This window comes from Azotobacter chroococcum, from assembly GCF_004339665.1.
Taxonomy (GTDB): domain Bacteria; phylum Pseudomonadota; class Gammaproteobacteria; order Pseudomonadales; family Pseudomonadaceae; genus Azotobacter; species Azotobacter chroococcum.
In genome coordinates, this window is the sequence record NZ_SMMU01000004.1 from 1 (window position 1) to 25,901 (window position 25,901).

A 25,901-nucleotide genomic window follows, 5' to 3' on the forward strand; every position below is an offset into this window, starting at 1 on the left:
GCGAGATGCGGATCTTCGGCCCCTGCAGGTCGGCGAGGATGGCGACGAAGCGCCCGTGTTTGGCGGCCATCTCGCGGACCAGCGCGGCGCGGGCCATGTGTTCCTCGGCCTTGCCGTGGGAGAAGTTCAGGCGCACCACGTCGACGCCGGCCTTGATCAGGCCTTCGAGGACTTCGGGGGTTTCGGTGGCTGGGCCGAGGGTGGCGACGATTTTTGTTCTACGCAGCATGGCTCTCATTCCTCTGGGGAAATAGTTGTTTTGTAAAAGCTCAAGTGGATGCCAACCACTTTCCCTTGTTGATCGCGGCCAGTCTGCGGAACAGCGCCTGGGCGCCTGAGGGAGCGTTGTCATGTCCTGGCATGAAAGCCTCGGGTGGATAAAACCTTAAACCAGGCATCATCATGTTTCAATATATGAGATAAAATCCCATATTATGGGATAAGGCATTCAGTTTGGCCCGGCGGCTCGACTATCCATTAGCGTTTCTTTCAGTTTTCCCAAAATATGGGATATATTCTCACATATTGAAATGATCAAAAATCCGGTTTAGTGTTTTCCCCATCAGGAGGCTTTCCATGCCCGAACACGACAACAGCATTCCCCCGGGCGCCCAGGCGCTGTTCCGCGGCCTGGCCGTGATCGACGCGGTGGCCCAGGGCGACACCAGTCTGCCGGCGATCGGCGCGCGGATCGGCTGCACCCGCAGCACCACGCACCGTCTGGCCGCGGCGCTGGTGCAGGCCGGCTATCTGCGCAGCACCCCGAACGGCTACCTGCTCGGCGCGCGGCTGATCGAACTGGGCTTCAAGGCCCGCGAGCAGCTGCCCCTGGTCAAGCTCGCCCAGCCTCATCTGGAGCGTCTGTCGCAGCTGACTCAGGACACCATCCACCTCGGCGTGCGCGAGGGCGGCGACGTGCTCTACATCGAGAAGTTGCCCGGTACCCGAGGCCTGGAAATGCGCTCGCGGGTCGGCCTGCGCATGCCGCTGGCCCTCACCGGGGTCGGCAAGGCGCTGATGCTCGACCTGGACGAGGCCGCGTGGCACGCGCTGTACGAGGAAGGCCTGGCGCGCCGCGCCGGCCAGCCGGGGCTGCGCGAGCAGTTCACGCCCTGGGACGAGTACCGCGTGCAGATGCGCGAGTACGCCGCCGCCGGCAGCAGCTTCGACCTCGAGGAAAACGAACTGGGCGTGCGCTGCGTGGCGGCGCCGATCCGCGATGCCGGCGGCGCCATCGTCGCCGCGCTCAGCGTGACCGGCGCCATTCCCTTCATGCCGGAGGCGCGCCTGCGCGACCTGCGACCCGAGGCGATCGCCTGCGCCCGGGCCATCTCCCACGAACTGGGTTGGAACCAACCATGAGCGACTCCGAAATTCCGCGTCTGATCGGCCTCGACTGGGGCACCTCCTCGCTGCGCGCCTACCTGCTGGGCGAGGGCGGCCGCGTGCTGGACCGCCGCGCCGAGCCCTGGGGCATCCAGCATGTGCCCGACGGCGACTTCGCCCGCGCCTTCGCCGCCCTGACCGGCGACTGGCGCGCCCGCTGGCCCGGCCTGCCGGCGCTGGCCGCCGGCATGATCGGCAGCGCCCAGGGCTGGCAGGAGGTGCCCTACGTGGAGTGCCCGGCCGATGCCGCGCGGCTGGTCGGCGGCCTGCGGCGGATCGACAGCGGCGACGGCGGCTACCTGCACCTGGTGCCCGGGGTGCTGGACGCCGGCGCGCTGCCGAACGTCCTGCGCGGCGAGGAAACCCAGGTGTTCGGCGCCCTGCAGCTGGCCCCGGAACTGTCCGCCAAGGCCCTGCTGGTGCTGCCGGGCACCCACTCGAAATGGGCGGCCGTCGAAGACAGCGCTATCCGCCATTTCTCCACGTATATGACCGGTGAGCTGTTCGCCGTGCTGCGCGACCACTCGATCCTCGGCCGGCCGGCCCGGGCGCAGGGCAGCCGGCCGGCGCCGGACGCCTTCGCCCGCGGTCTCGAGCTGGCCCGCGAGGGTGCCGTCGCCGGCCGCCTGTTCAGCGCCCGCAGCCTGGTGCTGACCGGACGCCTGGCCGCCGAAGAGAGCCTCGACTACCTCTCCGGCCTGCTGATCGGCGAGGAGCTGCGCTGCGCCCTAGCCAGCCTCGACGGCGCCTGCCCGCCGCTGGTACTGATCGGCGACGGGGCGCTGTGCCGGCGCTACCGCGAGGCCCTGCGGCAGTTCGGCGTGGAGGACGTGCGCCTCCTCGAGGAGTCCGGCAGCGCCGGACTCTGGCGGATCGCCGAGGCCGCCGGCCTGCTCGCCACCCCCGCCATCCCCACCTGGAGTACCGACTATGTTTGACGCCTGCATGCGCCAGCTGCCGCTGGTGGCCATCCTCCGCGGCATCACCCCCGAGGAGATCCTGCCGGTCGGGCAGGCCCTGTACGACGCCGGCTTCCGCCTCATCGAAGTTCCGCTGAACTCGCCGCAACCGCTGGAGAGCATCCGCCGGCTGGCCGCCGCGCTGGGCGAGCGCTGCCTGGTCGGCGCCGGCACCGTGCTCGAGGTGGCCCAGATCGAGGCGGTCGCCGCTGCCGGCGGCCGGCTGATCGTGATGCCGCACAGCGACGCGCGGCTGATCCGCGCGGCCAAGGCCGCCGGGCTGTTCTGCGCCCCCGGCGTGGCCACCCCGACCGAGGGCTTCGCCGCGCGGGAGGCCGGTGCCGACGCGCTCAAGCTGTTCCCCGCCGAGCAGTTCGGCCCGGCGGTGGTCAAGGCCTGGCGCGCGGTGTTCGCCCGCGACATCGCCCTGCTGCCGGTCGGCGGCATCGCCCCGGACAGCCTGCAGCCCTACCTCGACGCTGGCGCCAGCGGTTTCGGCCTGGGCTCGGCGCTGTACCAGCCGGGCCTGGGCGCCGCCGAGGTCGGGCAGCGGGCCGCGGCCTTCGTCGCCGCCTGGCGGCAGACGCAGGCCTGAAGCGATACCCCATACCCGGAATTTCCCGATCCCCCGGCAGGCCTGGCCTGCCCGCACAACAAGAGGCAAGTCATGAAGATCACCCGACTGACCACCCATATCGTGCCGCCGCGCTGGCTGTTCCTGAAGATCGAGACCGACGAGGGCATCGTCGGCTGGGGCGAGCCGATCGTCGAAGGGCGCGCGCACAGCGTGGCGGCAGCCGTCGCGGAACTGGCCGACTACCTGGTCGGCAAGGACCCGCGGCTGATCGAGGACCACTGGAACGTGCTCTACCGCGCCGGCTTCTACCGCGGCGGCCCGATCCACATGAGCGCCCTGGCCGGCATCGACCAGGCCCTCTGGGACATCAAGGGCAAGGCGCTCGGCGTGCCGGTGCACGCGCTGCTCGGCGGCCAGTGCCGCGAGCGCATCAAGGTGTATTCGTGGATCGGCGGCGACCGTCCGGCCGACGTCGCCCGCGCCGCCCGCGAGGTGGTCGGCCGCGGCTTCACCGCCGTGAAGATGAACGGCACCGAGGAGCTGCAGTTCGTCGACTCCTACGCCAAGATCGACGCGGCGGTGGCCAACGTGGCGGCGGTACGCGAGGCGGTGGGTCCGGACATCGGCATCGGCGTGGACTTCCACGGCCGGGTGCACAAGCCGATGGCCAAGATCCTGGCCAGGGAGCTGGAGCCGTACCGGCTGATGTTCATCGAGGAGCCGGTGCTCAGCGAGAACTACGAGGCGCTGCGCGACATCCGCGAGCACACCTCGACGCCGATCGCCCTCGGCGAGCGGCTGTTCTCGCGCTGGGACTTCAAGCGGGTGCTGGCCGACGGCTTCGTCGACATCATCCAGCCCGACCCCTCGCATTCCGGCGGCATCACCGAGACGCGCAAGATCGCCGCCATGGCCGAGGCCTACGACGTCGCCCTGGCGCTGCATTGCCCGCTGGGTCCGATCGCCCTGGCCGCCAACCTGCAACTGGATGCGGTCTGCTACAACGCCTTCATCCAGGAGCAGAGCCTGGGCATCCACTACAACGAGAGCAACGACATCCTCGACTACCTGGCCAAGCCGGAAGTCTTCGCTTACCGCGACGGTTTCGTCGACATCCCCCAGAGACCGGGGCTCGGCATCGAGGTCAACGAGGACTACGTGCTCGAGCGCGCCGAGGTCGGCCACCGCTGGCGCAACCCGGTCTGGCGGCATGCCGACGGCAGCGTTGCCGAATGGTAAGTCCGGTCGCGGCGCACCGGCCAGAACGGGCAGGCCGCGCTCGGTCATCCGCTTGAGCGCTTTGTTCCCGCATTCTTCAGGGTAACGCCGTTCATGGCGCCTCCATGGGCCTCGTCAGGAGGCGTGGAGGTGCCCATGAAACCGGGGCGATTCAAACGCTTGGGTTCAAACGCCTGAAAGTCACTTACAAGAACAATCCTACAGGTAGGCTTTATATGTCCGATAACAGCTTCAGCGCCCAGGCGGACGCCGTCAGAACCGGCGGCTCGGGTCTCGCCCTCGCCGTAACTTACGTGACCGCGCTGTTTTTCATCTGGGCGCTGGTCACCAACCTGCTCGACCCGCTGCTGAAAACCATGAAGACGGTCTTCACCCTGACGCCGGTCGAGTCGATGCTGACGGGATTTGCCTTCTTTCTCGCTTATTTCGTCGTCTCGCTTCCGTCGGCGGCCTTTCTGTCGAGATTCGGTTACGCCAAGTCGATCATGGTCGGTCTGGGCGGCATCGTTGCCGGCTGCCTTATCGCCATCGTCGCGGCCAAGGTTCATGTCTATCTGGTTTTTCTGGCCGCTCTTTTCATCATGGCGTCTGGTGTAACCCTGCTTCAGGTGGCGGCCAACCCACTGATCGCATCGATGGGCAGCCCCGAAAACTCGGCCTTCCGCCTGAATCTGTCGCAATCCTTCAACTCGCTGGGCGCAGCTTGCGGCCTGTTTTTCGGGGCTTCCTTTCTGCTCAACGGCGACATCTTCAAGAGGGATGTAGTGATCACCGATCTGATGCGCGAAGAAGCGCTCGGCTTCGTCACCAATGTCTATCTGGCGATTGGCCTGGCACTGACACTTTTCATCCTCGCCATCTGGCTGGTGCGCGACAGGATTACGGCGGCAGCTCCCAGGACAGGCCAACTGGTTTCGCCGTTCACTGCCCTGACCTCCAAATGGGCGAATCTCGGCTCCGTCGGCATCTTCCTCTACGTGGGCGCCGAAGTGGCCATCTCGCTCAACCTGCTGCTCTACCTTGAACAGGCCAACATTCTCAACATCGAGGCCCAATCGGCCGGACACCTGACCACCTTCTACATGCTGTTCGCCATGATCGGCCGCTTTGCCGGTTCAGTCCTGCTCAAGGTCGTCAAGGACTACGCCATGCTCGCCACCGTGGCCGTAGGCGCCATCGGGCTCTGTCTGGTCGTGGTTTTGACCAAGGATATGCTGCCATCGGCTCCCTCCGGCATGATCGATGTCGTTCTGACCTCGGTGCCCAATACGACGGGCCTGATCCCGGCATTCGCGGCACTCCTGATCGGGCTTTTCAACTCGATCATGTTCCCGACCATCTTCACCCTGACCCTGCAACGTTCGACCGCGCCGACGTCCGCGACTTCCGGCCTTCTGTGTCTGGCCATCGTCGGCGGCGCCATTCTGCCGCTGGTCTTTGCCAAGATCGAAGAGGTGACGGGCTCCAAGTCGCTCGCCTTCATCGCGCCGCTGCTCTGTTACGTGTATGTGCTGTGGTTCGCCGTGGCGGCCAGAAAGGCCCCGACCCACGCTATCGAGGAGAGCGTCGGCCACGGTCACTGACCTCCACCGCAAGCCTTGGCGAGGCCCCTGCCCGGTACCCCCGGGCAGGGGCCTTTTCGTGAGGGCTTCCGGAGTCACCGGTACCGCCGCGGGTGCTCTATGCACTGGCCACCCTGTTGCTCGGCTGGATCGGCAGTTCGTCGGCCTGGCCTTCCTCACCCCGGTGCTGATCTACCTGCAGCAGAGCTTTGGCTGGCAGATGGTGTTCTTCATCACCGGCGGCCTCGGCATCTTTTGGGCGCTGGTGTGGTACTGCGTGTACCGCGAGCCCGCCGATTTCCGCGCCACCAACGAGGCCGAGCTGAAGCTGTTCCGCGAGGGGGCGGGCGCATCGGGCCGGCTGCCGGAGGGCAACCGGTCGATGGCCTCTGTGAAGGGCGGTCAGGCGACCTGGTCGGTCTGCAGGTCGGTGGTGCCGAGCAGTTCGAGCTGGGTGGCGTCGAAGGCGATGTCGGTCGCGGAAAGGCTGTCGACGAGGTTGCCGTCGAGGGCGATCTCGAAGTGGTTGCCCCCGGCGTCGGCCTCGCGGTCCTTGAGGTAGGTCTTGGTGCCGTTCTCGTCCAGCAGCAGGGCGAGGGTGCCGTTGTAGCCGTCGCCCAGGCCGCTGTAGCCGAGCCCGGAGAGATCGATGAGATCGCTCCCGACGGTGAAGTCGACGATATCGTCGACCCGGCTGGTGTCGCCCTCGTAGTTGCGGAAGCTGTCCTGGCGGTCGGCGAAGCGGAAGGTGTCGGCACCGCCGCCGCCGCTCAGGGTGTCGCGGCCGGCGCCGCCGTCGAGCAGGTCGTTGCCTGCCGCGCCGTCGAGCAGGTCGCGCCCCTCGCTGCTGAGCAGCTGCGCCGCGCCGGCGACGCTGTTGCCCTGCACCGTGGCGTTCAGCGTCTCGTAGTAGTTGCCGGACACCCCGTCGCGGTCGTCGTAGTCCTCCAGGACGATTTCCGCCTTGCCGCCGCCCTGCGCATTGTCGTGAATGTCGTTGTCGAGGAGTTGCATGCCGTCGACGCCGCGCACGCGCACCCCGGCCGCGTCGTTGCCGTAGATCTCGGCGCCCTGCAGGCTGGCGTTGCTGGTCATCTTGATCAGTACGCCTTCCATCCCGTTGTCGTGGAAGGAGCCGCCCTCGATCTGGATGTTGTAGGGATGATCGATGTCCTCCGAGCCGCGCTGGACCACCAGGCCGTTGGCGCCGTTGCCGTAGGCGACGTTGTCGCGCAGGAGGATGTCGTGGCTGCTGGTGACGATGTTGAAGCCGTGGCGGCCGTTGTCGTGGGAGACGTTGTTCTCGAAGGTGCTGTCGATCTGGAAGTCGCCGACGAAGCCGTCCTTGCCGTTGTGGTGGGCGACGCTGTCGCGGATCGTCAGGTTGACGGTCTGCTCGTGGGGGTCGAAGCCATAGCGCGACACCTCGCGGATCTCCACCCGCTCGGCCGTGACGTTGTAGTCGGCGCCGTCCTCGCGGGGAATGTAGCCGGTATAGAAGCCGTCGACCTCGCCTTCGGTGTTGTCCTGGTTGCCGTCGATGGTCAGGTCGCTGATGCCGTAGTCGTGGGTCTTCTCGCCATTCTTCGAGCGGATGATGCCGGTGAGCTTCTGGTCCCAGCCATCGACCAGCTTGATCACCGTCTCGCCCATGCCGGCGCCGTCTATATGCACGTTGCTCTTGATCATCAGCGCGCCGTCGGAAGCCTCGTCGCCGCCGCTGACCCGGTATTCGCCGGCCGACAGGTGAACGGTGCCGCCCCCTGCTGCGTAGGCGGCGTCGATCGCCGCCTGGATGGCCTCCGTATCGTCGGTCTTGCCATCACCCTTTGCTCCAAAATCCTTGACATCGAAATCCATCTACTCGCTTCCGTATGCTGAATGCGCAGCCGAGCGCGGTTTGAAGGAGTCGAGGCGGGAAACGCCGGCTGGCCTTTCCCGCCCCCGGCATCGTCGCGACTGTTCGACCTCTGCGCCCGAAGCGCCTCCGGGTGCTTTCGAAGGGCATGGGGAAAACGCTCCGGGGGATCAGGCCGACGCGGTGCCGGGGGTGGGACTGGCGTGCAAATCATTAGTTCGCGAGGAAACGATGAGTGGTACATGCCCCTTAGCAAGGAGGAGCGGATGGTTTTTATCGGTACGAACGTACCAAAACGCTGATGGGACAAGGCCTGTCGAACGATTGGGCAGGTTTTGGCGCGCGTTTTTGTGATCCATATCAATTATTAAAAATAAATTCATAATTCCATAAAGAACTAAAAAGCAGTTCGTCAGTCTAGGCGAACGGCACCGCGTCGACCTTTCCGTCGAGCATTTCCCATGCCCATTCAGGGAGCGCTCGGGCGCGCTTCAGGCGCAGGGGTCGAGTAGTCGCGACGATGCCAGAGGCAGGGAATGCTTGTTCGGGCAGTCGGCATCTCCCCGTCTCACTTCCCTCAAAAGCGCTCGGCTGCGCAATTTGCATACGGAAGAGAAACAGATGGAGTTCAACGTCAAGGATTTTGGTGCAAAAGGAGATGGAAGAACGGATGACACGGATGCCATCCAGGCGGCGATAGACGCCGCCTACGAAGCAGGGGGCGGGACGGTCTACCTGCCGGCCGGCGAATACCGGGTCAGTGGCGGCGACGAGGCTTCCGACGGCGCACTGATGATCAAGAGCAACGTCTATATGGTCGGCGCCGGGATGGGCGAGACGGTGATCAAGCTGGTCGATGGCTGGGACCAGAAGCTCACCGGCATCATCCGCTCGGCCAACGGCGAAAAAACCCACGACTACGGCATCAGCGACCTGACCATCGACGGCAATCAGGACAACACCGAAGGCGAGGTCGATGGCTTCTACACCGGCTACATTCCCGAGAAGGATGGCGCCGACTACAACGTCACGGCCGAGCGGGTGGAGATCCGCGAGGTGTCGCGCTACGCCTTCGACCCCCACGAGCAGACCATCAATCTGACGATCCGCGACAGCGTCGCCCACGACAACGGCAAGGACGGCTTCGTCGGCGACTTCCAGATCGACAGCACCTTCGAGAACAACGTCTCCTACAACAACGGCCGCCACGGCTTCAACATCACCACCAGCAGCCACGACATCGTGTTCCGCAACAACGTGGCCTACGGCAACGGCGCCAACGGCCTGGTCATCCAGCGCAACTCGGAAGACCGGGCGCTGCCCTACAACATCCAGGTCGAGGGCGGCTCCTTCCACGACAACGGCGGGGAGGGCGTGCTGATCAAGATGAGCACCGACGTCACCCTGCAGGGCGCCGAGATCTACAACAACGGCGCGGCCGGGGTGCGGGTGCAGGGCGCCGAGAACGTGCAGATCCTCGACAACTACATCCACGACAACGCGCAGAACGGCATCAACGCGGAAATCCTCCTGGATGCCTACGACGATACCGCCGGGGCGTCCGGCAACTACTACGAGACGCTGAACGCCACGGTGCAGGGCAACACCATCGTCGGCTCGGCCAACTCCACCTACGGCGTACTGGAGCGCGCCGACGGCACCGACTACAGCACCGTCAGCGGCAACAGCATCAGCGGCACCCAGCGCGGCACCGTGCTGCTCAGCGGCAGCCACTCGACGTATGTCGCCAGCAGCCAGGGCTTCGCCGGCGATGCTCAGCTGCTCGAGGGCGGTGGCGGCGACGACCGCCTGACCGGCACCTCGGCCGACGACCTGCTGATCGGCGCCAGCGGCGACGACGCCCTGGATGGCGCGGCCGGCGACGACATCCTCGACGGCGGTTTCGGTCGCGACCGGCTGACCGGCGGCGAGGGCGCCGACCTGTTCCGCTACACCGCGGTCCGCGACAGTTACTACACCGCCAGCAGCAACCTCAGCGACCTGATCGTCGACTTCGATTCCAAGCAGGACAGCATCGATCTGGCCGGACTCGGCTTCACCGGCCTGGGCGACGGCTACAACGGCACCCTGGCGCTGCTGACCAACAGCGACGGCAGCCGCACCTACCTGAGGAGCTACGAGGCGGACGCCGACGGCCGGCGCTTCACGCTGGCCCTGGAAGGCAACTTCAGCGGCCTGCTCGACAGCGGCAACCTGATCTTCGAGCGCAGCGCCATCGCCGGCGGCAAGGACGACGACACCCTGCTCGGCAGCGTGGCGGCGGAAAGCCTCGACGGCGCCGGCGGCGACGACAGCCTGGCGGGCGGCGTGGGCAACGATGTGCTGAACGGCGGCGCCGGTGCCGACAACCTGGCCGGCGGCCACGGGCGCGACCAGCTCGCCGGCGGCGAGGGTGCCGACACCTTCCGCTTCAGCGCGCTGACCGACAGCTACCGCACCGAAAGCGACAACTTCAGCGACCTGATCACCGACTTCGACCTGGCCGAGGACAGGATCGATCTTTCCGGATTGGGCTTCACCGGGCTGGGCGACGGTCACAACGGCACCCTGCTGCTGTGGATCGACAGCGAGACCAACCGCACCTTCCTGAAGAGCTTCGACGCGGATGCCGACGGCCGGCGCTTCGAGATCGCCCTGGAGGGCGACTTCTCCAGCCTGAGCGAGAAGCAGCTGATCCTCGACGGGCGCCAGACCCTGAACGGCAGCAGCGGCAGCGACCAGCTTTCCGGCGGCAGTGACGCCGAGGAGCTGCTCGGCGGGGAGGGGCGCGACCTGCTCGACGGCGGTGCGGGCGACGACCTGCTCGACGGCGGCGCCGGCCGCGACAACCTGACCGGCGGCAGCGGTGCGGACATCTTCCGCTTCGCCGACCGTCAGGACAGCTTCCGCAACTACGACAGCGGGACCAACCGGGTCGACGACATCGTCGACTTCACCGTCGGGACCGATCTCATCGACCTCTCCGCCCTCGGCTACAGTGGTCTGGGCAACGGCTACAACGGCACCCTCATCGTGCTGTTGAACGCGGAGGGCACCAGGACCTACCTCAAGGATCGCGAGGCCGACGCCCAGGGCAACCACTTCGAGATCGCCCTCGAAGGCAACCTCGCCGACAGCCTCTCCGAGGCCGATATAGCCTTCGATGCGGCCGACCTGGAACTGCTCGGCATCAGCGGCAGCCAGACCGACCTGGCGGCCTGACGCGGCACCCGCCCGCCCGCCCCGGACGCCCTCGCACGCGCTCTGGGACGGGCGAACTAACGGCCCATGCGCCAGTCTCATTCCCCAGCTACGCAGTCGGCCGTCTCGCTTGCGCGCCTCCCCGGCGCCGGCGAGCCGGGCCGTGCAGTCGCGTCCAAGCCGGAGACAGGAAAGACTTGTTCGCGCAGTCGACTCTTCCTCTCCATCTTCAAGCAGCGCTCGGCTGCATTTCACTGGAACGGGAAGCGAACCGATGGATTTCAACGTCAAAGATTATGGGGCACTGGGCGATGGCGTCACCGACGATACGGCCGCCATCCAGGCGGCGATCGACGCCGCCCACGCGGCGGGCGGCGGCACCGTCTACCTGCCGGCCGGCGAGTATCGGGTCAGCGGCGGCGAGGAGCCCTCGGACGGCTGCCTGATGATCAAGAGCAACGTCTACATGGTCGGCGCCGGCATGGGCGAAACCGTCATCAAGCTGGTCGACGGCTGGGACCAGAAGGTCACCGGCATGGTCCGCTCGGCCTACGGCGAGGAAACCAGCAACTTCGGCATGAGCGACCTGACCCTCGACGGCAATCGCGACAACGTCACCGCCAAGGTCGACGGCTGGTTCAACGGCTACATTCCCGGCGTAGACGGCGCCGACCGCGACGTCACCCTGGAGCGGGTGGAAATCCGCGAGATGTCCGGCTACGGCTTCGACCCCCACGAGCAGACCATCAACCTGACGATCCGCGACAGCGTCGCCCACGACAACGGCCTCGACGGCTTCGTCGCCGACTACCTGATCGACAGCGTGTTCGAGAACAACGTCGCCTACAACAACGACCGCCACGGCTTCAACATCGTCACCAGCACCCACGACTTCACCATGACCGGCAACGTCGCCTACGGCAACGGCGGCGCCGGCGTGGTGGTGCAGCGCGGCTCCTACGATCTTGCCCACCCCTACAACATCCTGATCGACGGCGGCTCCTACTACGACAACGGCCTCGAGGGCGTGCTGATCAAGCTGGCCGACGACGTCACCCTGCAGAACGCCGACATCTACGGCAACGGCTCCTCCGGGGTGCGCGTCTACGGCGCCCAGGACGTGCAGATCCTCGACAACCAGATCCACGACAACGCGCAGAACGGTGCCTATCCGGAAATCACCTTGCAGTCCTACGACGATACCGCCGGGGTTTCCGGCAACTTCTACACGACGGTCAACACCTGGATCGAAGGCAACGTCATCACCGGCTCGGCCAATTCCACCTACGGCATCCAGGAGCGCAACGACGGCACCGACTACAGCAGGCTCTACGCCAACAGCATCGACGGCACCCAGCGCGGCGCCGTGCTGCTGCAGGGCGCCAACTCGACGGTTTCCGACCAGGCCGGCACCGGCCAGCAGGCGACCCTCGAGGGAACCGATGGCAACGACACGCTGACCGGCGGCGACGCCCACGAGACGCTCCTCGGCCATGCCGGCAACGACCGCCTGAACAGCGGGGCCGGCAACGACATCCTCGACGGTGGCGCCGGGCGCGACAACCTGACCGGCGGCGAGGGCGCCGACGTGTTCCGCTTCTCCGCCCGCGCGGACAGCCACCGCACCGACAGCGCCAGCTTCAACGACCTGATCGTCGACTTCGATGCCAGCCAGGACCGCATCGACCTCTCCGAGCTGGGCTTTTCCGGCCTGGGCGACGGCTACAACGGCACCCTGCTGCTGCAGACCAGCGCCGACGGCAGCCGCACCTACCTGAAGAGCCTCGAGGCGGATGCCGAGGGCCGGCGCTTCGAGATCGCCCTGGAGGGCAATTTCACAGGCCTGCTGAATGCCGGCAACCTGCTCTTCGAGCGTGCCGCCATTGAGGGCGGCGCGGGCGACGATGCGCTGCTCGGCACCTCGTCCGCCGAGACGCTGCTCGGTCACGCCGGCAATGACAGCCTCGACGGCGCCGGCGGCAACGACCTCGTGGTCGGCGGCGCCGGGCGCGACAGCCTCACCGGCGGCGCCGGGGCGGACGTGTTCCGTTTCGATGCGCTGACCGACAGCCAGCGCAACTACGACACCCTCGACAACCAGGGCGACCGCATCACCGACTTCACCCTGGGCGAGGATAGGATCGACGTTTCCGCGCTGGGCTTCAGCGGCCTGGGCGACGGCTACGGCGGCACCCTCGCCGTGGTACTCAACGACGCCGGCGACCGCACCTACCTGAAGAGCTACGAGAACGGTGCCGACGGCTACCGCTTCGAGTTCTCCCTCGACGGCAACTACCAGGGCCTGCTCGGCAACGAGCATTTCGTCTTCGCCGCACCCAGCGGACCGCTGACCCTCGAAGGCACGGCCGGCAACGACGCGCTGGCGGGCACGGATGCCGACGAAACCCTGCACGGTGGCGGCGGGCGCGACACCCTGAGCGGCGGCGGCGGGGCGGACGTGTTCCGCTTCAGCGAGCTGACCGACAGCTACCGCACGGCGAGCGGCAGCTACGCCGACCTGATCACCGACTTCGACCTGGCCGAGGATCGCATCGACCTGTCCGGTCTCGGCTTCAGCGGCCTCGGCGACGGCTACGACGGCACCCTGGCCGTGCAGGTGAACGGCGCCGGCACCCGCACCTACCTGAAGAGCTTCGAGGCGAATGCCGCGGGCGAGCGTTTCGAGATCACCCTGGACGGCAACCTCGGCGGGCTGAGCGCGGCCAACCTGATCCTCGACGGGCGCGTCGTGCTGGAGGGCAGCGACGGCAACGACACGCTCACCGGCAGCAGCGCGGCCGAGGAGCTGCTCGGCGGGGCCGGGCAGGACAGCCTGGACGGCGCCGGCGGCAACGACATCCTCGACGGCGGCGCGGGTCGCGACACCCTGACCGGCGGCAGCGGCGATGACCTGTTCCGCTTCGGCAGCCGACTGGACAGCTTCCGCAACTACGACAGCGGGGTGAGCGAGATCGACAGCATCACCGACTTCAGCCACGGCGACGATCTCATCGACCTCTCGGCGCTCGGCTACAGCGGCCTGGGCGACGGTTACAACGGCACCCTCGCGGTGGTGCTGAACGACGAGGGAACCAAGACCTACCTCAAGGACCGCGAGGCCGACGCCGAGGGCAACCGCTTCGAGATCGCCCTGGAGGGCAACCACGCCGGCCAGCTCGCCGCGGACGATTTCATCTTCGCCGCGGCCACCGAGCTCGAGCTGATCGGCACCACGACCACGCAGCCCGAGCAGGTCGCCTGAAGCGGCGCGGGGGCGGTAACGCCCCCGCGTTCCACCGCTCGTCGGCCCTTCTTCCTTCCCGCTTTCACAGCAGGCTCTGCATTGCAGCAGCTTGCACTCCATGCGTCCGGTGCGGGTGTGCAGGCCGGCATACTGGCCGGACTGACGCTCCCGGACCGCCGCACGCTCATCCCCAGTCCGCCCGGGCGGGCCATGGCGCGGCCCGGCTTCATGGGAAACCACTGTTTCAGAGGGGCTCGGCTGCCTGTGCCGGCGCTCCCTGTCCCGTCGACGGGAGCTGGCCGAAAGAGGCCCCGCTGCGCGGTCCGCGTCCGGGCGCTGCGCTTGAATAAGACGCCTGCGGGTTTATACCTAAGCAGTGCCTGCGATCGCCGCAGGCCATGCCCGGCGTGTTCGCAGCCGGCCTTGCCGCGGGGCGCCTGCCGCCCGCCCTGAGCGCCGTCCATAGGGCCGGGATATCCTGGCTTGGGGTGCGGTATCGCTGCTGGAGTTCGCCGCTCGAATGACCCATGCAGGAGCTTCGCTCATGTCATTACGCATCAACGATATCGCCCCCGACTTCAGCGCCGAGACCACTCAGGGCCGGATCCGCTTCCATGACTGGATCGGCGACAGTTGGGCGATCCTGTTTTCCCATCCCAAGGACTTCACCCCGGTCTGCACCACCGAGCTGGGCTACATGGCGAAGATCGAGCCGGAGTTCAGCCGGCGCCATTGCAAGCTCATCGGCCTGAGCGTCGATCCCGTCGAGAGCCACCAGGCCTGGCTCAGGGATATCGAGGAAACCCAGGGCTGTCTCCCCCGCTACCCGCTGATCGGCGACCCCGACCTGGCGGTGGCCAAGCTCTACGACATGCTGCCCGCGGACGAGCCCGGTACCTCGGAAGGCCGCACGCCCGCCACCAACGCGACGGTGCGCTCGGTGTTCATGATCGGCCCCGACAAGCGGATCAAGCTGATGCTGAGCTACCCGATGACCACCGGGCGCAATTTCGACGAGATCCTGCGGGTGCTCGATTCGATGCAACTCACCCAGGCGAGCAAGGTGGCGACCCCGGTGAACTGGAAGCCGGGCGAGGATGTGATCATCGCCGGCTCGGTGTCCGACGACGAGGCCAGGCAACTGTTCCCGCAGGGCTGGCAGGCACCCAAGCCCTACCTGCGCATCGTCAAGCCGTCCGCGGCCTGAGTCGCGTTGCCGGCGGCGGTCCGTAGCGCCGTCGGCAAATCCGCATTCACACGGATAGATGCGTGCGATCGGCAGCCATTTTCCGGGAAAACTCCATGATTGGCCGTTGCCTGGCGTGCCGGTCCGGCGGGCTGGGCGGCGCTTCGGTCGCGGTTCTTTCCGGCGCCAGAGGCGCGAGCCGTGGCTGGGGCTTCTTCGGAAACGCAAAATGTACCGGATGGTTAGTTGTGTTCGATTATCGACCAGAAGCCCGGCTGGTCGATTGACGCTTTTTTGAGCGCTGGCCAAGATGGCTGTCAGGTTGCAGGCGTGTTCGCCGGGCAACCAGAGCCCGCTATAACAACTTCAAGATCGGTAAACGCTCATGTGCATAGTTCAATTCCGCCAAGCCTGCGCTCTTCCCCATCAAGCCCTTGCGGGTGTCCTGCTGTCGCGGCCTGCGTACCTGGCCGTCGTCCGTCTGCGCCAGAAGGCCTAGTCGCGACCGACCGCTTTCCGCTGAATCCGCTGCGCTGAACCAGCGCCGTTAACCGCATCCAGTAATCCGGAGCATTCCCGCCAGCCGGCAGGAGGGCTCGCTACACGCCTGGAAAAGGACCTTTCACTCCACTGGCGTTGCTGGGGCACGAAAGAGGCTCGACCGGACTGCCGCATCCCCGGTCCCCGAACGGATGGCTACTGACAATGTTCACTTCGCAAGGTACTTCCATGGCTATACCCACGGCTGCCGAATCCCCTGCATCGGCCCATGAGTCGGTCGGCAGCAAGGTCCGCGCCGCCCTGGCCGTCGGCAAGGTGCGCTGGGGCATGCTCGCCCTGGTGTTCTTCGCCACCACCCTGAACTATATCGACCGCGCCGCGCTGGGCGTGATGCAGCCGATCCTGGCCAAGGAGATGAGCTGGTCCACCATGGACTACGCCAACATCAACTTCTGGTTCCAGGTCGGCTATGCCGTCGGCTTCCTGCTGCAGGGCCGCTTCATCGACAAGGTCGGCGTCAAGCGCGCCTTCTTCATCGCCGTGCTGTTCTGGAGCCTGGCCACCGGCGCCCACGGCCTGGCGACCTCGGCGGTCGGCTTCATGATCTGCCGCTTCATCCTCGGCCTGACCGAGGCGGCCAACTACCCGGCCTGCGTGAAGACCACCCGCCTGTGGTTCCCGGCCGGCGAGCGCGCCCTGGCCACCGGCATCTTCAACGCCGGCACCAACGTCGGCGCCATGGTCACCCCGGCGCTGCTGCCGCTGATCCTCAGCGTCTGGGGCTGGCAGGCCGCCTTTGTCGGCATGGGTCTGCTGGGCCTGGTCTGGCTGGTGTTCTGGGCCATCAACTACTACAACCCCGAGGAGCATCCGAAGGTCAAGCAGAGCGAGCTGGAGTACATCAGCAAGGAAGCCGAACCCGAGCCGGTCAAGGTGCCGTTCTCCCGCATCCTGCGCATGCACGGCACCTGGGCCTTCGCCGTGGCCTACATGATCACCGCGCCGGTGTTCTGGTTCTACCTGTACTGGCTGCCGCCGTTCCTCAACCAGCAGTACAACCTGGGCATCAGCGTGACCCAGATGGGCATTCCGCTCATGCTGATCTGGCTGACCGCCGACTTCGGCAGCATCGGCGGCGGCATCCTCTCGTCCTTCCTGATCGGCCGCGGAGTGCAGCCGATCCGCGCGCGCCTGGTGTCGATGCTGATCTTCGCCATCTGCATCTGCTCAGTGGTATTCGCCGCCAATGCCAGCGGCCTGTGGGTCGCGGTGCTGGCGATTTCCCTGGCCGTCGGCGCGCACCAGGCCTGGACCGCCAACATCTGGAGCCTGGTGATGGACTACACGCCCAAGCACCTGATGAGCACGGTGTTCGGCTTCGGCGGCATGTGCGCGGCGATCGGCGGCATGTTCATGACCCAGATCGTCGGCTACGTGCTGACCGCCACCAACAACAACTACGCCGTGCTGTTCGTCATCATCCCGAGCATGTACTTCCTGGCGCTGACCTGGATGTATTTCATGGCGCCGCGCAAGATCGAAGGTTGATAACCATCCGCCACGAAGAAGGGGGCCATTCGGCCCCCTTCGCTTTTCTGGCGCGTGCCGGTTCAGGACGGCCGCTCTTCCACCGTGTCGCCGCCGCGCAGATAGGCCAGCCAGTACATGCCGGCGACCAGCAGGGTGCCGCCGACCAGGTTGCCGGCGGTCACCGCGAGCAGGTTGCCGGCCGCGCCGGCGAGCGACACCAATCCCTGGCCGTCGAGCGCCAGGCCGAAGGGCAGGAAGAACCAGTTGGCGATCGAATGCTCGAAGCCGAGGGCGACGAAGGCGGCGATCGGAAAGAGGATGGCGAGGATCTTGTCGGTCACGCTGCGCCCGGCCATCGCCAGCCAGGTCGCCAGGCAGACCAGGGCGTTGCACAGGATGCCGCGGGCGAAGGCCGCGCCGAAGGTCAGTTCGGCCTTGCCACGGGCGATCTTCAGCGCCATCTCGCCGACCGCGCCGTCGTGCAGGCCGGCGCTGCCCGCCCAGACCACCAGCAGTACGGTGCCCAGGCAGCCGACCACGTTGCCCAGGTAGACCAGCAGCCAGTTGCGCAGCACCTCGCGGCTGCCGATCAGCCGGCTGGCCCAGGCCATCGCCAGCAGGTTGTTGCCGGTGAACAGCTCGGCACCGCCGATCACCACCAGCACCAGGCCCAGGCAGAAGCTCAGGCCGCCGAGCAGCCGGGTCGGGCCGAAGCCCAGCTCGCTGCCGCTGAGCACCACGGTGTAGAGGAGGGCGGCCAGGGAGATGAAGGCGCCGGCGAGCACCGAGAGCACCAGCAGGGTGAGGGTATCGACGCGGGCCTTGGCGACGCCCATGCCTTCGATTCGCCGGGCGATCTGCGCCGGCGGGCAGCTGTCGCCGAGAAAGGGTTGTTGAGTCATGCGAGAGAGTCCGCTGCGCCGACCCGGCGTCGGCAGAGGTCGCACTCTAGAGGGGAGGGCTTGGCCCTGTCCACCGGCGCCCGGCGTCCGTCTCAGACCGGCAGCTGCTGCAGCCAGAGCCGGTACAGCGCGGCGATCAGGTCGGTCTGGGCGACCAGGCGTGCGCCGTCGTCCAGCACAGGCAGGCAGTGCAGGGCCTGCTCGGAGAGCGGCCGGCGGTCGGGACCGTGGCCAGTCCGCGCGATCCCAGCAGGATGCCGATCGACGCGCACAGCAGGTTGCCGGCGAGTATCGCCCTGCGACGGGCGAAGGGGCTGGAGCTCGCGGCGAGCGGCAGCACGGGAAGCAGGGTTTTCAGCCAGGGGGTGGAGGTCTTGTCGGGCATGCGGCAATGCGTGGCGGAGCAGGGCAAGGTCGCCACATTGTTGAAGGCTGGCTGGGCTGAGTCGAGGCAAATTCATAATTTTGCTGGTTTGCAGCAATTTTTTGCAGTCAAAGGCGGCTTTCGGCAGCCAGAAGCCGGCTTGGGTGCGAAGGCATTCAAGAGATGGCAGATAGGCAATTGCCTTGATGCGGCACAACGCGCAGCATTGGCATGGCGCTTTGCCATTTGCTTGTCGCAAGTGCCCAGGCGTCCGGCCTGGCCTCTGTCCGTCAGGGGCGCCGCCCGTTGAAGCTGTTCCGTTGTCATTGCACTCCTTCTGCGTTCCTCGCTCCCAAAGAGTAGAAAGATGAATAAAGTTCTTGCGATTGCCCTTACCGGCCTGATTGCCGCCCCGGCCTTTGCCGAGTCGGTCCCGCCCGCCCCCCGTACCGCTCCGGCGGTAGGCGCTTCCCGCGTAGCGCCGACACCCGAAACCGTTCCGCCGACCGTTCATAGCCAGCGGCCGCACCCGAACGCCCAGGCGCCGCATCCGCAGGGGCAGCCGCCGCGTCCGAACGCCCAAGCGCCGCATCCGCAGGGGCAGCCGCCGCGTCCGAACGCCCAAGCGCCGCATCCGCAGGGGCAGCCGCCGCGTCCGAACGTCCAGGCACCGCAGGTTCCCGCCCAGCCGCCGCGCTCCAGCCTGCAGCAGTAAGCCACTGCCGCAGCATCCGGGTCGCCCATTCCGCGCGCCCGGACGCTGCACTGCGGCGACGGATTACCCTTCCAGCGCCTGTGCCGGGCCGAAGAACTCGTAGTGGCACTGCTCCTGCGGCACGCCGAGCTCGCGCAGCTGCCGCTTGACCTGCGCCATGAATGGCTGCGGGCCGAGGAAATAGGCCTCCAGGTCGCGCTCTACCGGCAGCCAGGCGGCCAGGCGTTCGGTGTCGAGCCGGCCGCTGGCGTCGGCGCGGTCCTCGGCGCGCGGTTCGCTGTAGCAGAAGAACGGCTTGAGCTGCGGATGCTGCGCGGCCAGCGCCTCGACATGCTGGCGGAAGGCCTGCACGCCGCCGTGCCGCGCACAGTGGATGAAGCGCACCGGCCGGCCGCCGGGCAGCGCCGCTTCCAGCATGGCCAGCAGCGGGGTGACGCCGACACCGGCGCCGATCAGCACCAGCGGCTTGTCCGAATCGCTCAGGACGAACTCGCCGGCCGGTGGGAAGAGTTCCAGGCGGTCGCCTTCACGCACCTGCTCGTGCAGGTGGCGGGACACCCGGCCTTCGGCGTGGCGCTTGACGCTGATACGGTATGCCTCGCCGTTCGGCGCCGCCGACAGCGAGTAGTTGCGGCGCACCTCCTCGCCGTCGAGCAGCAGGCGCAGGCCGATGTACTGGCCGGGCTGGAAGGCCGGCAGCACGCCGCCGTCCTCCGGACGCAGGTGGAAGGAGACGATTTCCTCGCTCTCCACCACCCGGCGCGCCACGCGGAACGTCCGTGCCCCGCGCCAGCCGCCCGGCGCCGCGGCATTGGCGGCATAGGCCGCTTCCTCGGCGCCGATCAGCAGCCCGGCGAGCATCCCGTAGGCCGCGCCCCAGGCGTCGAGCACCGCGTCGGTGGCGATCTCCGCGCCGAGCACCTCGCGGATCGCGCGCAGCAGGCAGGTGCCGACGATCGGGTAGTGCTCCGGCAGCACCTGCAGCGACACGTGCTTGTTGACGATCTGTCCGACCAGCGGACCGAGGGCTTCCAGGCGGTCGATGTGCCGGGCGTACATCAGCACGGCGTTGGCCAGCGCGCGCGGTTGCTCGCCGCTGGCCTGGTGGGCCTGGTTGAACAGCGGGCGCACCTCGGGGTACTCGGCGAGCATGATCCGGTAGAAATGCCGGGTCAGGGCTTCGCCGCCGGTTTCCAGCAGCGGTACGGTGGCCTTGACGATGGCGCGTTGTTGTTCGGTCAGCATGGACGACTCCTGTAACTGGGCTTGCAAGGGACGGCCGCTCGGGGCGCCGCCAGGGATGCGGGAATTGCCATCAGTTTTCGTGCCAGGGCCACAGGCCGCGGAAATCGCCGGCCTGTTGCCTGTTGCTGTTGTTTTGACTACGGTAATGGGTAGTCAACCAGACATGATGTTATCCAGATGACTACACCTCCGCTGCTCGATGCCTTCCTTCCTCTGGTCGCCGACCTGACCCGCGAGCTGCCGGAGGCCGAACGCTACCGGCGCCTGCTCGGCGCCCTGCGCCGCCTGCTGCCGGCCGACGCCGCGGCGCTGTTGCGCCTGGACGGCGACACCCTGGTGCCGCTGGCGGTGGACGGGCTGAGCCCGGATACCCTGGGGCGGCGCTTCCGTCTCGACGAGCAGCCGCGCCTGCGGGCGCTGCTGGAGCAGCGTGGCGCCACCCGCTTCGCCAGCGACTGCAGCCTGCCCGACCCCTACGACGGTCTGGTGGAAGGGCTGTCCAGCCAGCTGGAGGTCCACGACTGCCTCGGCTGCCCGCTGTACCTGGACGCGCGCCCCTGGGGCCTGCTGACCCTGGATGCCCTGGACCCGGCGCGCTTCGACGGCATCGACCTGGCCAGCCTGGAGGCCTTCGCCAGCCTAGCCGCCGCCACCGTGCAGGTCGGCGAGCGGATCAGCGCGCTGACCCGCCGCGCCGAGCGCGACGAGCGGCTGATGGAGGCCTACCGCGAGGCCGCCGACCGTCAGGGCAGCCACGAGCTGATCGGCCAGAGCCGCGCCCACCGGCGCCTGGTGGAGGAGATCGCGGTGGTCGCCGGCAGCGACCTGAGCGTGCTGGTCAGCGGCGAGACCGGGGTCGGCAAGGAGCTGGTGGCACAGGCCATCCACGCCGCCTCGGCGCGCGCCCACAAGCCGCTGATCAGCCTGAACTGCGCGGCGCTGCCCGACACCCTGGTGGAGAGCGAGCTGTTCGGCCACGTGCGTGGCGCCTTCTCCGGGGCGCTGGCCGAACGCAGCGGCAAGTTCGAGCTGGCCGACGGCGGCACCCTGTTCCTCGACGAGGTTGGCGAACTGCCGCTGGCGGTGCAGGCCAAGCTGCTGCGGGTGCTGCAGAGCGGCCAGCTGCAGCGGGTCGGCTCCGACCGCGAACACCGGGTGGACGTGCGGGTGATCGCCGCGACCAACCGCGACCTGGCCGGCGAGGTGCGCGCCGGGCGCTTTCGCGCCGACCTCTACCACCGCCTCAGCGTCTATCCGCTGCCGGTGCCGCCGCTGCGCGAGCGCGGCCGCGACGTGCTGCTGCTGGCCGGCTTCTTCCTCGAGGAGAACCGCGCCCGCCTCGGCCTGCGCGGCCTGCGCCTGAGCGCCGAGGCCCAGGCCGCGCTGCTCGCCTACGACTGGCCGGGCAACGTGCGCGAGCTGGAGCACCTGATCGGCCGTGCCGCGCTCAGGGCCATGGCCAGCGGCGAGCATCGGCGGATTCTCAGTATCGGCGCGGAACTGCTGGACCTGCCGGGCACGGCAGGTGACGAAGCACCGGTGGCGACCAGCGCACAGCTTCCGGCGACGGGCGACTTGCGCCAGGCGCTGGAGCAGTTCCAGCGCGAGCGGATCCTCGCCGCTCTCGAGGTCCACGACCACAATTGGGCCGCCGCGGCCCGCGCGCTCGGCGTGGACCGCGCCAACCTGCACCGCCTGGCCAGGCGTCTGGGGCTGCGCTGAGATCGGGAGCTCCGACGGGGCCGAAACCGGGCGCCGGAGCGGGATCAGGCCTGGGCGGTGGCCTTTTCCAGCAGCGCCTGCAGGCTGCCGTCGGCTTCCATCTCTAGGATGATGTCGCAGCCGCCGATCAGTTCGCCGTTGACGAATAGCTGGGGGAAGGTGGGCCACTGGAACAGCTTCGGCAGCTTCTCGCGGATGTGCGGGGCGGCCAGCACGTTGACGAAGGCGAAGGGCTTGCCGATCTTGCTCAGGGCGCCGACGGCGGCGCGGGAGAAGCCGCATTCCGGCGCCGCGGGGGTGCCTTTCATGTAGAGGATCACCGGGTTCTCGGCGATCTGCTTGCGAATGCGTGCTTCGGTGTCCAGTGTTTGCATGGTTCTCTCCTATCCGAGCAGGGCAGCGGCGTGCCGCGCGCGGATGCCGCGGGCCTTGGCTGCGTGTTGCGGCCTGGACTTCCAGGCGGCGTAGCCACCCTCCAGGCTGTAGCAGTTGATGAAGCCGAATTCGGCGAACAGGCGTGCCATGTCCGGGCTGGAAGCCCCATCGGCACAGCAGAAGATCAGATGCACCTGCTTCGGGGTGACCTTCAGCAGGGTGCGCAGATTCAGGTCGCTGAGGTGGATGGCGCGCGGATCGTGCCCCTGGCAGTAGGCGCGGGCGTCGCGGGTATCCAGCAGCATGACGCTGTCCTGGTCGGTCAGCAGGGCTTCGGCCTGTTCGATGGCGATGCGGGCGAATGGGGTCATACCTCTGCTCCAAAACAGTCGTGATGAGAAGGGCACTGCTCGCAGCTGGGGGCGCGGCAGACGTAGCCGCCGCCCTGTTCGCACAGCTGCTTGTAGAGAAATTTCTTCCAGCGCATGTTCTTCACGTTGCGCTCGGCGAGGCTGGGGAAGTTGTGCAGCAGCAGGGCCTTCAGGCTCTCGCGGCTCTCCAGCCCCAGATCGCGCCACAGGTGGTCGCCGCCCAGGCAGGCGGCAGCGAGGCTGCTGGCCAGCCAGGCTTCCTCCGGCTCGCTGCCGCGCCGGCTGCCCAGCAGCAGGTCGCGCAGCTCCGCCCATTCGTCGCGGCGCATTTCCAGCAGGTCTTCGCGCAGCTCGCTGCATTCGTGGGCCAGCGAGCCGAGGCCGGCGCTGGTCTGGGTGGCCAGCTCGGGAAAATGGCTCTGGATCAGCGCGGCATAGCTCTGCTCATCGAGGCCCAGATGGAACGGCAGGCAGCTCAGTCCGTCACGCTGGGACTGGATGATCCGCTCCAGCCAGCAGTGGTTGGCACCCTCATGGTGCGCGGTTTGCGGGGCGGCCTCCTGACCGGCCACTGTCTTGGTCATTACTGACTCCCTGCAGCCAGGCAACCGATCGAACCCTGCGGGCCGGCGGAGCGGCTTTCCCGCTCGCTGCCAGCCTCGGGCAGATCGCTGTTGGCAGGCAGGTGGGTGCACAGCTTGACCAGGTCGAAACCGGCCATGTACTGCGAGCCGTAGCTGATCAGCGGGCGGCGGATCAGGATCGGATGAGCCAGCATCAGGTCCAGTGCCTGGCTGGCACTCAGCTGCGTGGGGTCCAGCTCGCCGTACTTGATCGCCGGCGCCGAGCGGTTGAACCACTCGACCACCGGGCGGTCGCCGAAGAACGGCCGCAGGCGTTCGGGCGTCCAAGGCTCGCTGAGCACGTTGCGGACCTCCAGCTGCAGGCCGGCCGAGCGCAGCAGCTGCTTCTGCAGGCGGTTGGTGGCGCAACCTGGTTTCTCGTAGAAAACGATGCTGGTGCTGGTCATCTCGACTCTCCTCAGCGGGCCTGGATTTCGCGCATGGCTTCGGCCAGACGCTCCGGAGGAATGCCGGTCAGCGAGCCCGGCGGATTGGCCGGGGTGCCGTCGGCGAGCAGGATCGCCCCCTCGACCGGGCAGATGCTCGCGCACTGCTTCTCTTCGTAGTCCCCGTCGCACTCGGTGCACTTGCTCGCACTGATCTTGAAGTGCGAGCTACCGAGGGAGATCGCTTCGCTCGGACAGACATCGACACATGCCCAACAATTGACACAGGATTCCACAATTTTCAGCGCCATCACGCACCTCCACGCAATCCTCGAACTGTCCCGTACCCGGCTTCAGGCCTTGGCCTGCAGCAGGGCTCCGTCATTCTCCAGGCGACCCGACTCGATCATTTCCCGATAGACCGCCATGACCGCCTCTTCGATCGGCTCCATGGCATGTTCGCCATTGGGCTGGATGCCGGCGGCCTCCAGATCGCTCCAGGGCTCGAAGCCGATCTTCGAGCAGAGCACCGCCTCGCACCCCTTCAGGGCGCGCAGGCTGCCGGCGAGCGCACTTTCCTTCTCGCCGCAGGTGTCGTTGCCGACGCAGTACTGGTCGACCCGGCGGTGGCCGATGAAGCGCACCCCGGACGTCGAGGCCTCGTACACCAGGAACTCGCTGGCATGGCCGAAGTGCTGGTTGATCAGTCCGCCGCCGCTGGTGGCCACGGCCATCAGCACCGGACGGTAGCGGCCGCTCGTGCTGTTCTGGACAGATGCAACAGACAGGCCAGCCAGCCGGGTCTTCTTCGCGGACTTCTCGTCCAGCTCTTCCTTGATCGCTGCGTGGATGGCGGCGCGCTTGACCATCGCCGCCTCGTAGTCGATCTCCATCGACTCGATCTTGTCCAGGGTGAACTCGTCGCCGCGATCCTCGCCGAGCATGCCGACCGCGTCGGCGCGGCACTGGCGGCAGTGGCGCATCATGTTCATGTCGCCGGCACAGGCGTCCTGCAGGTCCTGCAGCTCTTCCGGCTCGGGGCTGCGCTGGCCCATCACGCCGTAGAAGGTGCCGTGCTCGGGCTCGGCGATCAGCGGCATGACGTTGTGCAGGAAGGCACCCTTGGCCTTGACGATCTTGCTCACTTCCTTCAGGTGCTCGTCGTTGACCCCGGGGATCAGCACCGAGTTGACCTTCACCAGGATGCCGCGCGCGACCAGCATCTCCAGACCCTTCTGCTGCTGCTCGATGAGGATCTTGGCGGCCTTGACGCCGCGGATGCGCTTGTTGTTCCAGAAGATCCACGGATAGATCTTGGCGCCGATCTCCGGGTCCACGCAGTTGATGGTGATGGTCACGTGGTCGATGTTGTGCTTGGCCAGCTCCTCGACGCACTCCGGCAGGGCCAGGCCGTTGGTGGAGACGCACAGCTTGATGTCCGGCGCCTGCTCGCTGAGCATGCGGAAGGTCTCGAGGGTGCGCTGCGGGTTGGCCAGGGGGTCGCCGGGACCGGCGATGCCGAGCACGGTCATCTGCGGGATGGTGGCGGCCACGGCCTTGACCTTCTTGACCGCCTGCTCGGGGGTCAGCACTTCGGACACCACGCCCGGACGCGACTCGTTGGCGCAGTCGTACTTGCGGTTGCAGTAGTGGCACTGGATGTTGCAGGCAGGCGCCACCGCCACGTGCATGCGCGCGAAATAGTGGTGCGCCTCTTCCGAGTAGCAGGGGTGGTTGTGCACCTTCTCGCGAATGTGTTCCGGCAGGTGGGAGAGCTGATCGTTCGTGCTGCCGCAGCTACTTGAGGAGCAGCCGCCAGCGCTTTGCTGCCCCCCATTGTTTTGCCCAAGTACGCTCAGTTCCATGGTCTGGTCTCCGGCTGAGAGAATCTTTACCCCAAGAGCCGAGCAATACCCGTGCCGTTTCTTTAAGTTGATGTTTTTAAAGGATTTATC

At 67.1% G+C, this 25,901-nt stretch carries 21 protein-coding genes and 3 pseudogenes; 13 read left to right on the top strand and 11 right to left on the bottom strand.

Annotated elements, in window-relative coordinates; all coding sequences use genetic code 11:
• Positions 1–229: pyruvate kinase (locus EV691_RS05315; protein WP_243649657.1), on the bottom strand; the 229-nt coding region annotated here is incomplete at its 3' end.
• A gap of 347 nt (positions 230–576) precedes the next feature.
• Here EV691_RS05315 and EV691_RS05320 point away from each other — a divergent pair.
• From EV691_RS05320 to EV691_RS23760, 6 genes and pseudogenes are all read left to right on the top strand, one after another.
• Positions 577–1,362, top strand: a complete 786-nt coding sequence (locus EV691_RS05320; protein WP_039807021.1) for an IclR family transcriptional regulator — start codon at positions 577–579, stop codon at positions 1,360–1,362.
• Positions 1,359–2,324 carry a 2-dehydro-3-deoxygalactonokinase gene (locus EV691_RS05325; RefSeq protein ID WP_131300606.1) on the top strand — a complete coding sequence of 322 codons (966 nt, stop codon included), beginning with the start codon at positions 1,359–1,361 and terminating at the stop codon, positions 2,322–2,324. Before EV691_RS05320 ends, EV691_RS05325 begins: the two co-directional genes overlap by 4 nt.
• Positions 2,317–2,940: a 2-dehydro-3-deoxy-6-phosphogalactonate aldolase gene (locus tag EV691_RS05330; protein ID WP_131300608.1), complete on the top strand. Its 624-nt coding sequence runs from the start codon at positions 2,317–2,319 to the stop codon at positions 2,938–2,940. Before EV691_RS05325 ends, EV691_RS05330 begins: the two co-directional genes overlap by 8 nt.
• A 72-nt stretch (positions 2,941–3,012) precedes the next feature.
• Positions 3,013–4,161: a galactonate dehydratase gene (gene dgoD / locus EV691_RS05335; RefSeq protein ID WP_131300610.1), complete on the top strand. Its 1,149-nt coding sequence runs from the start codon at positions 3,013–3,015 to the stop codon at positions 4,159–4,161.
• A gap of 215 nt (positions 4,162–4,376) precedes the next feature.
• Positions 4,377–5,744: a sugar MFS transporter gene (locus EV691_RS05340; protein WP_131300612.1), complete on the top strand. Its 1,368-nt coding sequence runs from the start codon at positions 4,377–4,379 to the stop codon at positions 5,742–5,744.
• A 133-nt stretch (positions 5,745–5,877) separates the two neighbouring features.
• Positions 5,878–6,072 (top strand): annotated as a pseudogene (locus EV691_RS23760) (MFS transporter); the annotation flags it as partial.
• 113 nt (positions 6,073–6,185) lie between these two features.
• On the opposite strand, the pseudogene EV691_RS05350 reads toward EV691_RS23760, so the two are convergent.
• Positions 6,186–7,583, bottom strand: a pseudogene (locus EV691_RS05350) (right-handed parallel beta-helix repeat-containing protein); the annotation flags it as partial.
• A 619-nt stretch (positions 7,584–8,202) separates the two neighbouring features.
• On the opposite strand from EV691_RS05350, the gene EV691_RS05355 reads away from it, so the two are divergent.
• The 4 genes from EV691_RS05355 (at position 8,203) to EV691_RS05375 (ending at position 17,261) form a co-directional block, all read left to right on the top strand.
• Entirely contained in the window at positions 8,203–10,803 is a 2,601-nt protein-coding gene (locus EV691_RS05355) for a glycosyl hydrolase family 28-related protein (protein WP_131300617.1), read from the top strand.
• Between the two features lie 253 nt (positions 10,804–11,056).
• The gene (locus EV691_RS05360; protein ID WP_131300619.1) at positions 11,057–14,044 is read left to right on the top strand and encodes a M10 family metallopeptidase C-terminal domain-containing protein; all 2,988 of its coding nucleotides are present in this window, start codon (positions 11,057–11,059) and stop codon (positions 14,042–14,044) included.
• 526 nt (positions 14,045–14,570) lie between these two features.
• Positions 14,571–15,233, top strand: a complete 663-nt coding sequence (locus EV691_RS05365) for a peroxiredoxin (protein ID WP_131300621.1) — start codon at positions 14,571–14,573, stop codon at positions 15,231–15,233.
• Between the two features lie 708 nt (positions 15,234–15,941).
• Complete coding sequence (locus tag EV691_RS05375) at positions 15,942–17,261, top strand: MFS transporter (RefSeq protein WP_131300623.1); 1,320 nt, start codon at positions 15,942–15,944, stop codon at positions 17,259–17,261.
• 62 nt (positions 17,262–17,323) lie between these two features.
• Here the strand turns inward: EV691_RS05375 and EV691_RS05380 are convergent, their stop codons facing one another.
• Positions 17,324–18,145, bottom strand: a complete 822-nt coding sequence (locus EV691_RS05380) for a formate/nitrite transporter family protein (protein WP_131300625.1) — start codon at positions 18,143–18,145, stop codon at positions 17,324–17,326.
• Between the two features lie 92 nt (positions 18,146–18,237).
• Positions 18,238–18,354, bottom strand: a pseudogene (locus EV691_RS05385) (HPP family protein); the annotation flags it as partial.
• A gap of 45 nt (positions 18,355–18,399) precedes the next feature.
• On the opposite strand from EV691_RS05385, the gene EV691_RS05390 reads away from it, so the two are divergent.
• Together EV691_RS05390 and EV691_RS05395 are read left to right on the top strand one after the other, a co-directional pair.
• Positions 18,400–18,819 (top strand): hypothetical protein, encoded by a 420-nt coding sequence (locus EV691_RS05390; RefSeq protein WP_131300627.1) that lies wholly within the window; start codon positions 18,400–18,402, stop codon positions 18,817–18,819.
• Positions 18,820–18,876: 57 nt separating this feature from the next.
• Complete coding sequence (locus tag EV691_RS05395; RefSeq protein ID WP_131300629.1) at positions 18,877–19,224, top strand: flagellar biosynthesis protein FlhF; 348 nt, start codon at positions 18,877–18,879, stop codon at positions 19,222–19,224.
• A 63-nt stretch (positions 19,225–19,287) separates the two neighbouring features.
• Here the strand turns inward: EV691_RS05395 and hmpA are convergent, their stop codons facing one another.
• Positions 19,288–20,469, bottom strand: a complete 1,182-nt coding sequence (gene hmpA / locus EV691_RS05400) for an NO-inducible flavohemoprotein (RefSeq protein WP_131300631.1) — start codon at positions 20,467–20,469, stop codon at positions 19,288–19,290.
• A gap of 177 nt (positions 20,470–20,646) precedes the next feature.
• On the opposite strand from hmpA, the gene norR reads away from it, so the two are divergent.
• Positions 20,647–22,191, top strand: coding sequence for a nitric oxide reductase transcriptional regulator NorR (gene norR / locus EV691_RS05405; protein WP_131300633.1), 1,545 nt, complete (start codon positions 20,647–20,649; stop codon positions 22,189–22,191).
• A gap of 44 nt (positions 22,192–22,235) precedes the next feature.
• Here norR and grxD read toward each other — a convergent pair whose 3' ends face one another.
• The 6 genes from grxD to nifB are packed head-to-tail and all read right to left on the bottom strand — an operon-like array spanning position 22,236 to position 25,811.
• Positions 22,236–22,565, bottom strand: a complete 330-nt coding sequence (gene grxD / locus EV691_RS05410) for a Grx4 family monothiol glutaredoxin (protein ID WP_039806990.1) — start codon at positions 22,563–22,565, stop codon at positions 22,236–22,238.
• Positions 22,566–22,574: 9 nt separating this feature from the next.
• Positions 22,575–22,937, bottom strand: a complete 363-nt coding sequence (locus EV691_RS05415) for a thiosulfate sulfurtransferase GlpE (RefSeq protein ID WP_089169640.1) — start codon at positions 22,935–22,937, stop codon at positions 22,575–22,577.
• On the bottom strand, positions 22,934–23,521 hold the full coding sequence (locus tag EV691_RS05420; protein ID WP_131300635.1) for a nitrogen fixation protein NifQ: 588 nt from the start codon (positions 23,519–23,521) through the stop codon (positions 22,934–22,936). The genes EV691_RS05415 and EV691_RS05420 overlap by 4 nt, the downstream gene beginning before the upstream one ends.
• Positions 23,521–23,967: an ArsC/Spx/MgsR family protein gene (locus EV691_RS05425; protein WP_131300637.1), complete on the bottom strand. Its 447-nt coding sequence runs from the start codon at positions 23,965–23,967 to the stop codon at positions 23,521–23,523. Before EV691_RS05425 ends, EV691_RS05420 begins: the two co-directional genes overlap by 1 nt.
• An 11-nt stretch (positions 23,968–23,978) precedes the next feature.
• A complete protein-coding gene (locus tag EV691_RS05430) occupies positions 23,979–24,257 on the bottom strand; it encodes a 4Fe-4S dicluster domain-containing protein (protein ID WP_131300639.1) in 279 nt (92 codons plus the stop codon).
• 42 nt (positions 24,258–24,299) lie between these two features.
• A complete protein-coding gene (nifB, locus tag EV691_RS05435) occupies positions 24,300–25,811 on the bottom strand; it encodes a nitrogenase cofactor biosynthesis protein NifB (RefSeq protein ID WP_131300641.1) in 1,512 nt (503 codons plus the stop codon).
• Between the last annotated feature and the right edge of the window lie 90 nt (positions 25,812–25,901).

What these genes read in the sequence shown, in the direction of transcription:
- EV691_RS05325 (WP_131300606.1), top strand. Translation starts at nt 1,359, where the DNA reads ATGAGCGACTCCGAAATTCCGCGTCTGATCGGCCTCGACTGGGGCACC.
- EV691_RS05415 (WP_089169640.1), bottom strand. Translation starts at nt 22,937, where the DNA reads ATGACCCCATTCGCCCGCATCGCCATCGAACAGGCCGAAGCCCTGCTG.
- grxD (WP_039806990.1), bottom strand. Translation starts at nt 22,565, where the DNA reads ATGCAAACACTGGACACCGAAGCACGCATTCGCAAGCAGATCGCCGAG.
- dgoD (WP_131300610.1), top strand. Translation starts at nt 3,013, where the DNA reads ATGAAGATCACCCGACTGACCACCCATATCGTGCCGCCGCGCTGGCTG.
- nifB (WP_131300641.1), bottom strand. Translation starts at nt 25,811, where the DNA reads ATGGAACTGAGCGTACTTGGGCAAAACAATGGGGGGCAGCAAAGCGCT.
- EV691_RS05380 (WP_131300625.1), bottom strand. Translation starts at nt 18,145, where the DNA reads ATGACTCAACAACCCTTTCTCGGCGACAGCTGCCCGCCGGCGCAGATC.
- EV691_RS05390 (WP_131300627.1), top strand. Translation starts at nt 18,400, where the DNA reads ATGCCGATCGACGCGCACAGCAGGTTGCCGGCGAGTATCGCCCTGCGA.
- EV691_RS05330 (WP_131300608.1), top strand. Translation starts at nt 2,317, where the DNA reads ATGTTTGACGCCTGCATGCGCCAGCTGCCGCTGGTGGCCATCCTCCGC.
- hmpA (WP_131300631.1), bottom strand. Translation starts at nt 20,469, where the DNA reads ATGCTGACCGAACAACAACGCGCCATCGTCAAGGCCACCGTACCGCTG.
- EV691_RS05375 (WP_131300623.1), top strand. Translation starts at nt 15,942, where the DNA reads ATGGCTATACCCACGGCTGCCGAATCCCCTGCATCGGCCCATGAGTCG.
- norR (WP_131300633.1), top strand. Translation starts at nt 20,647, where the DNA reads ATGACTACACCTCCGCTGCTCGATGCCTTCCTTCCTCTGGTCGCCGAC.
- EV691_RS05395 (WP_131300629.1), top strand. Translation starts at nt 18,877, where the DNA reads ATGAATAAAGTTCTTGCGATTGCCCTTACCGGCCTGATTGCCGCCCCG.
- EV691_RS05425 (WP_131300637.1), bottom strand. Translation starts at nt 23,967, where the DNA reads ATGACCAGCACCAGCATCGTTTTCTACGAGAAACCAGGTTGCGCCACC.
- EV691_RS05355 (WP_131300617.1), top strand. Translation starts at nt 8,203, where the DNA reads ATGGAGTTCAACGTCAAGGATTTTGGTGCAAAAGGAGATGGAAGAACG.
- EV691_RS05365 (WP_131300621.1), top strand. Translation starts at nt 14,571, where the DNA reads ATGTCATTACGCATCAACGATATCGCCCCCGACTTCAGCGCCGAGACC.
- EV691_RS05430 (WP_131300639.1), bottom strand. Translation starts at nt 24,257, where the DNA reads ATGGCGCTGAAAATTGTGGAATCCTGTGTCAATTGTTGGGCATGTGTC.
- EV691_RS05420 (WP_131300635.1), bottom strand. Translation starts at nt 23,521, where the DNA reads ATGACCAAGACAGTGGCCGGTCAGGAGGCCGCCCCGCAAACCGCGCAC.
- EV691_RS05340 (WP_131300612.1), top strand. Translation starts at nt 4,377, where the DNA reads ATGTCCGATAACAGCTTCAGCGCCCAGGCGGACGCCGTCAGAACCGGC.
- EV691_RS05320 (WP_039807021.1), top strand. Translation starts at nt 577, where the DNA reads ATGCCCGAACACGACAACAGCATTCCCCCGGGCGCCCAGGCGCTGTTC.
- EV691_RS05360 (WP_131300619.1), top strand. Translation starts at nt 11,057, where the DNA reads ATGGATTTCAACGTCAAAGATTATGGGGCACTGGGCGATGGCGTCACC.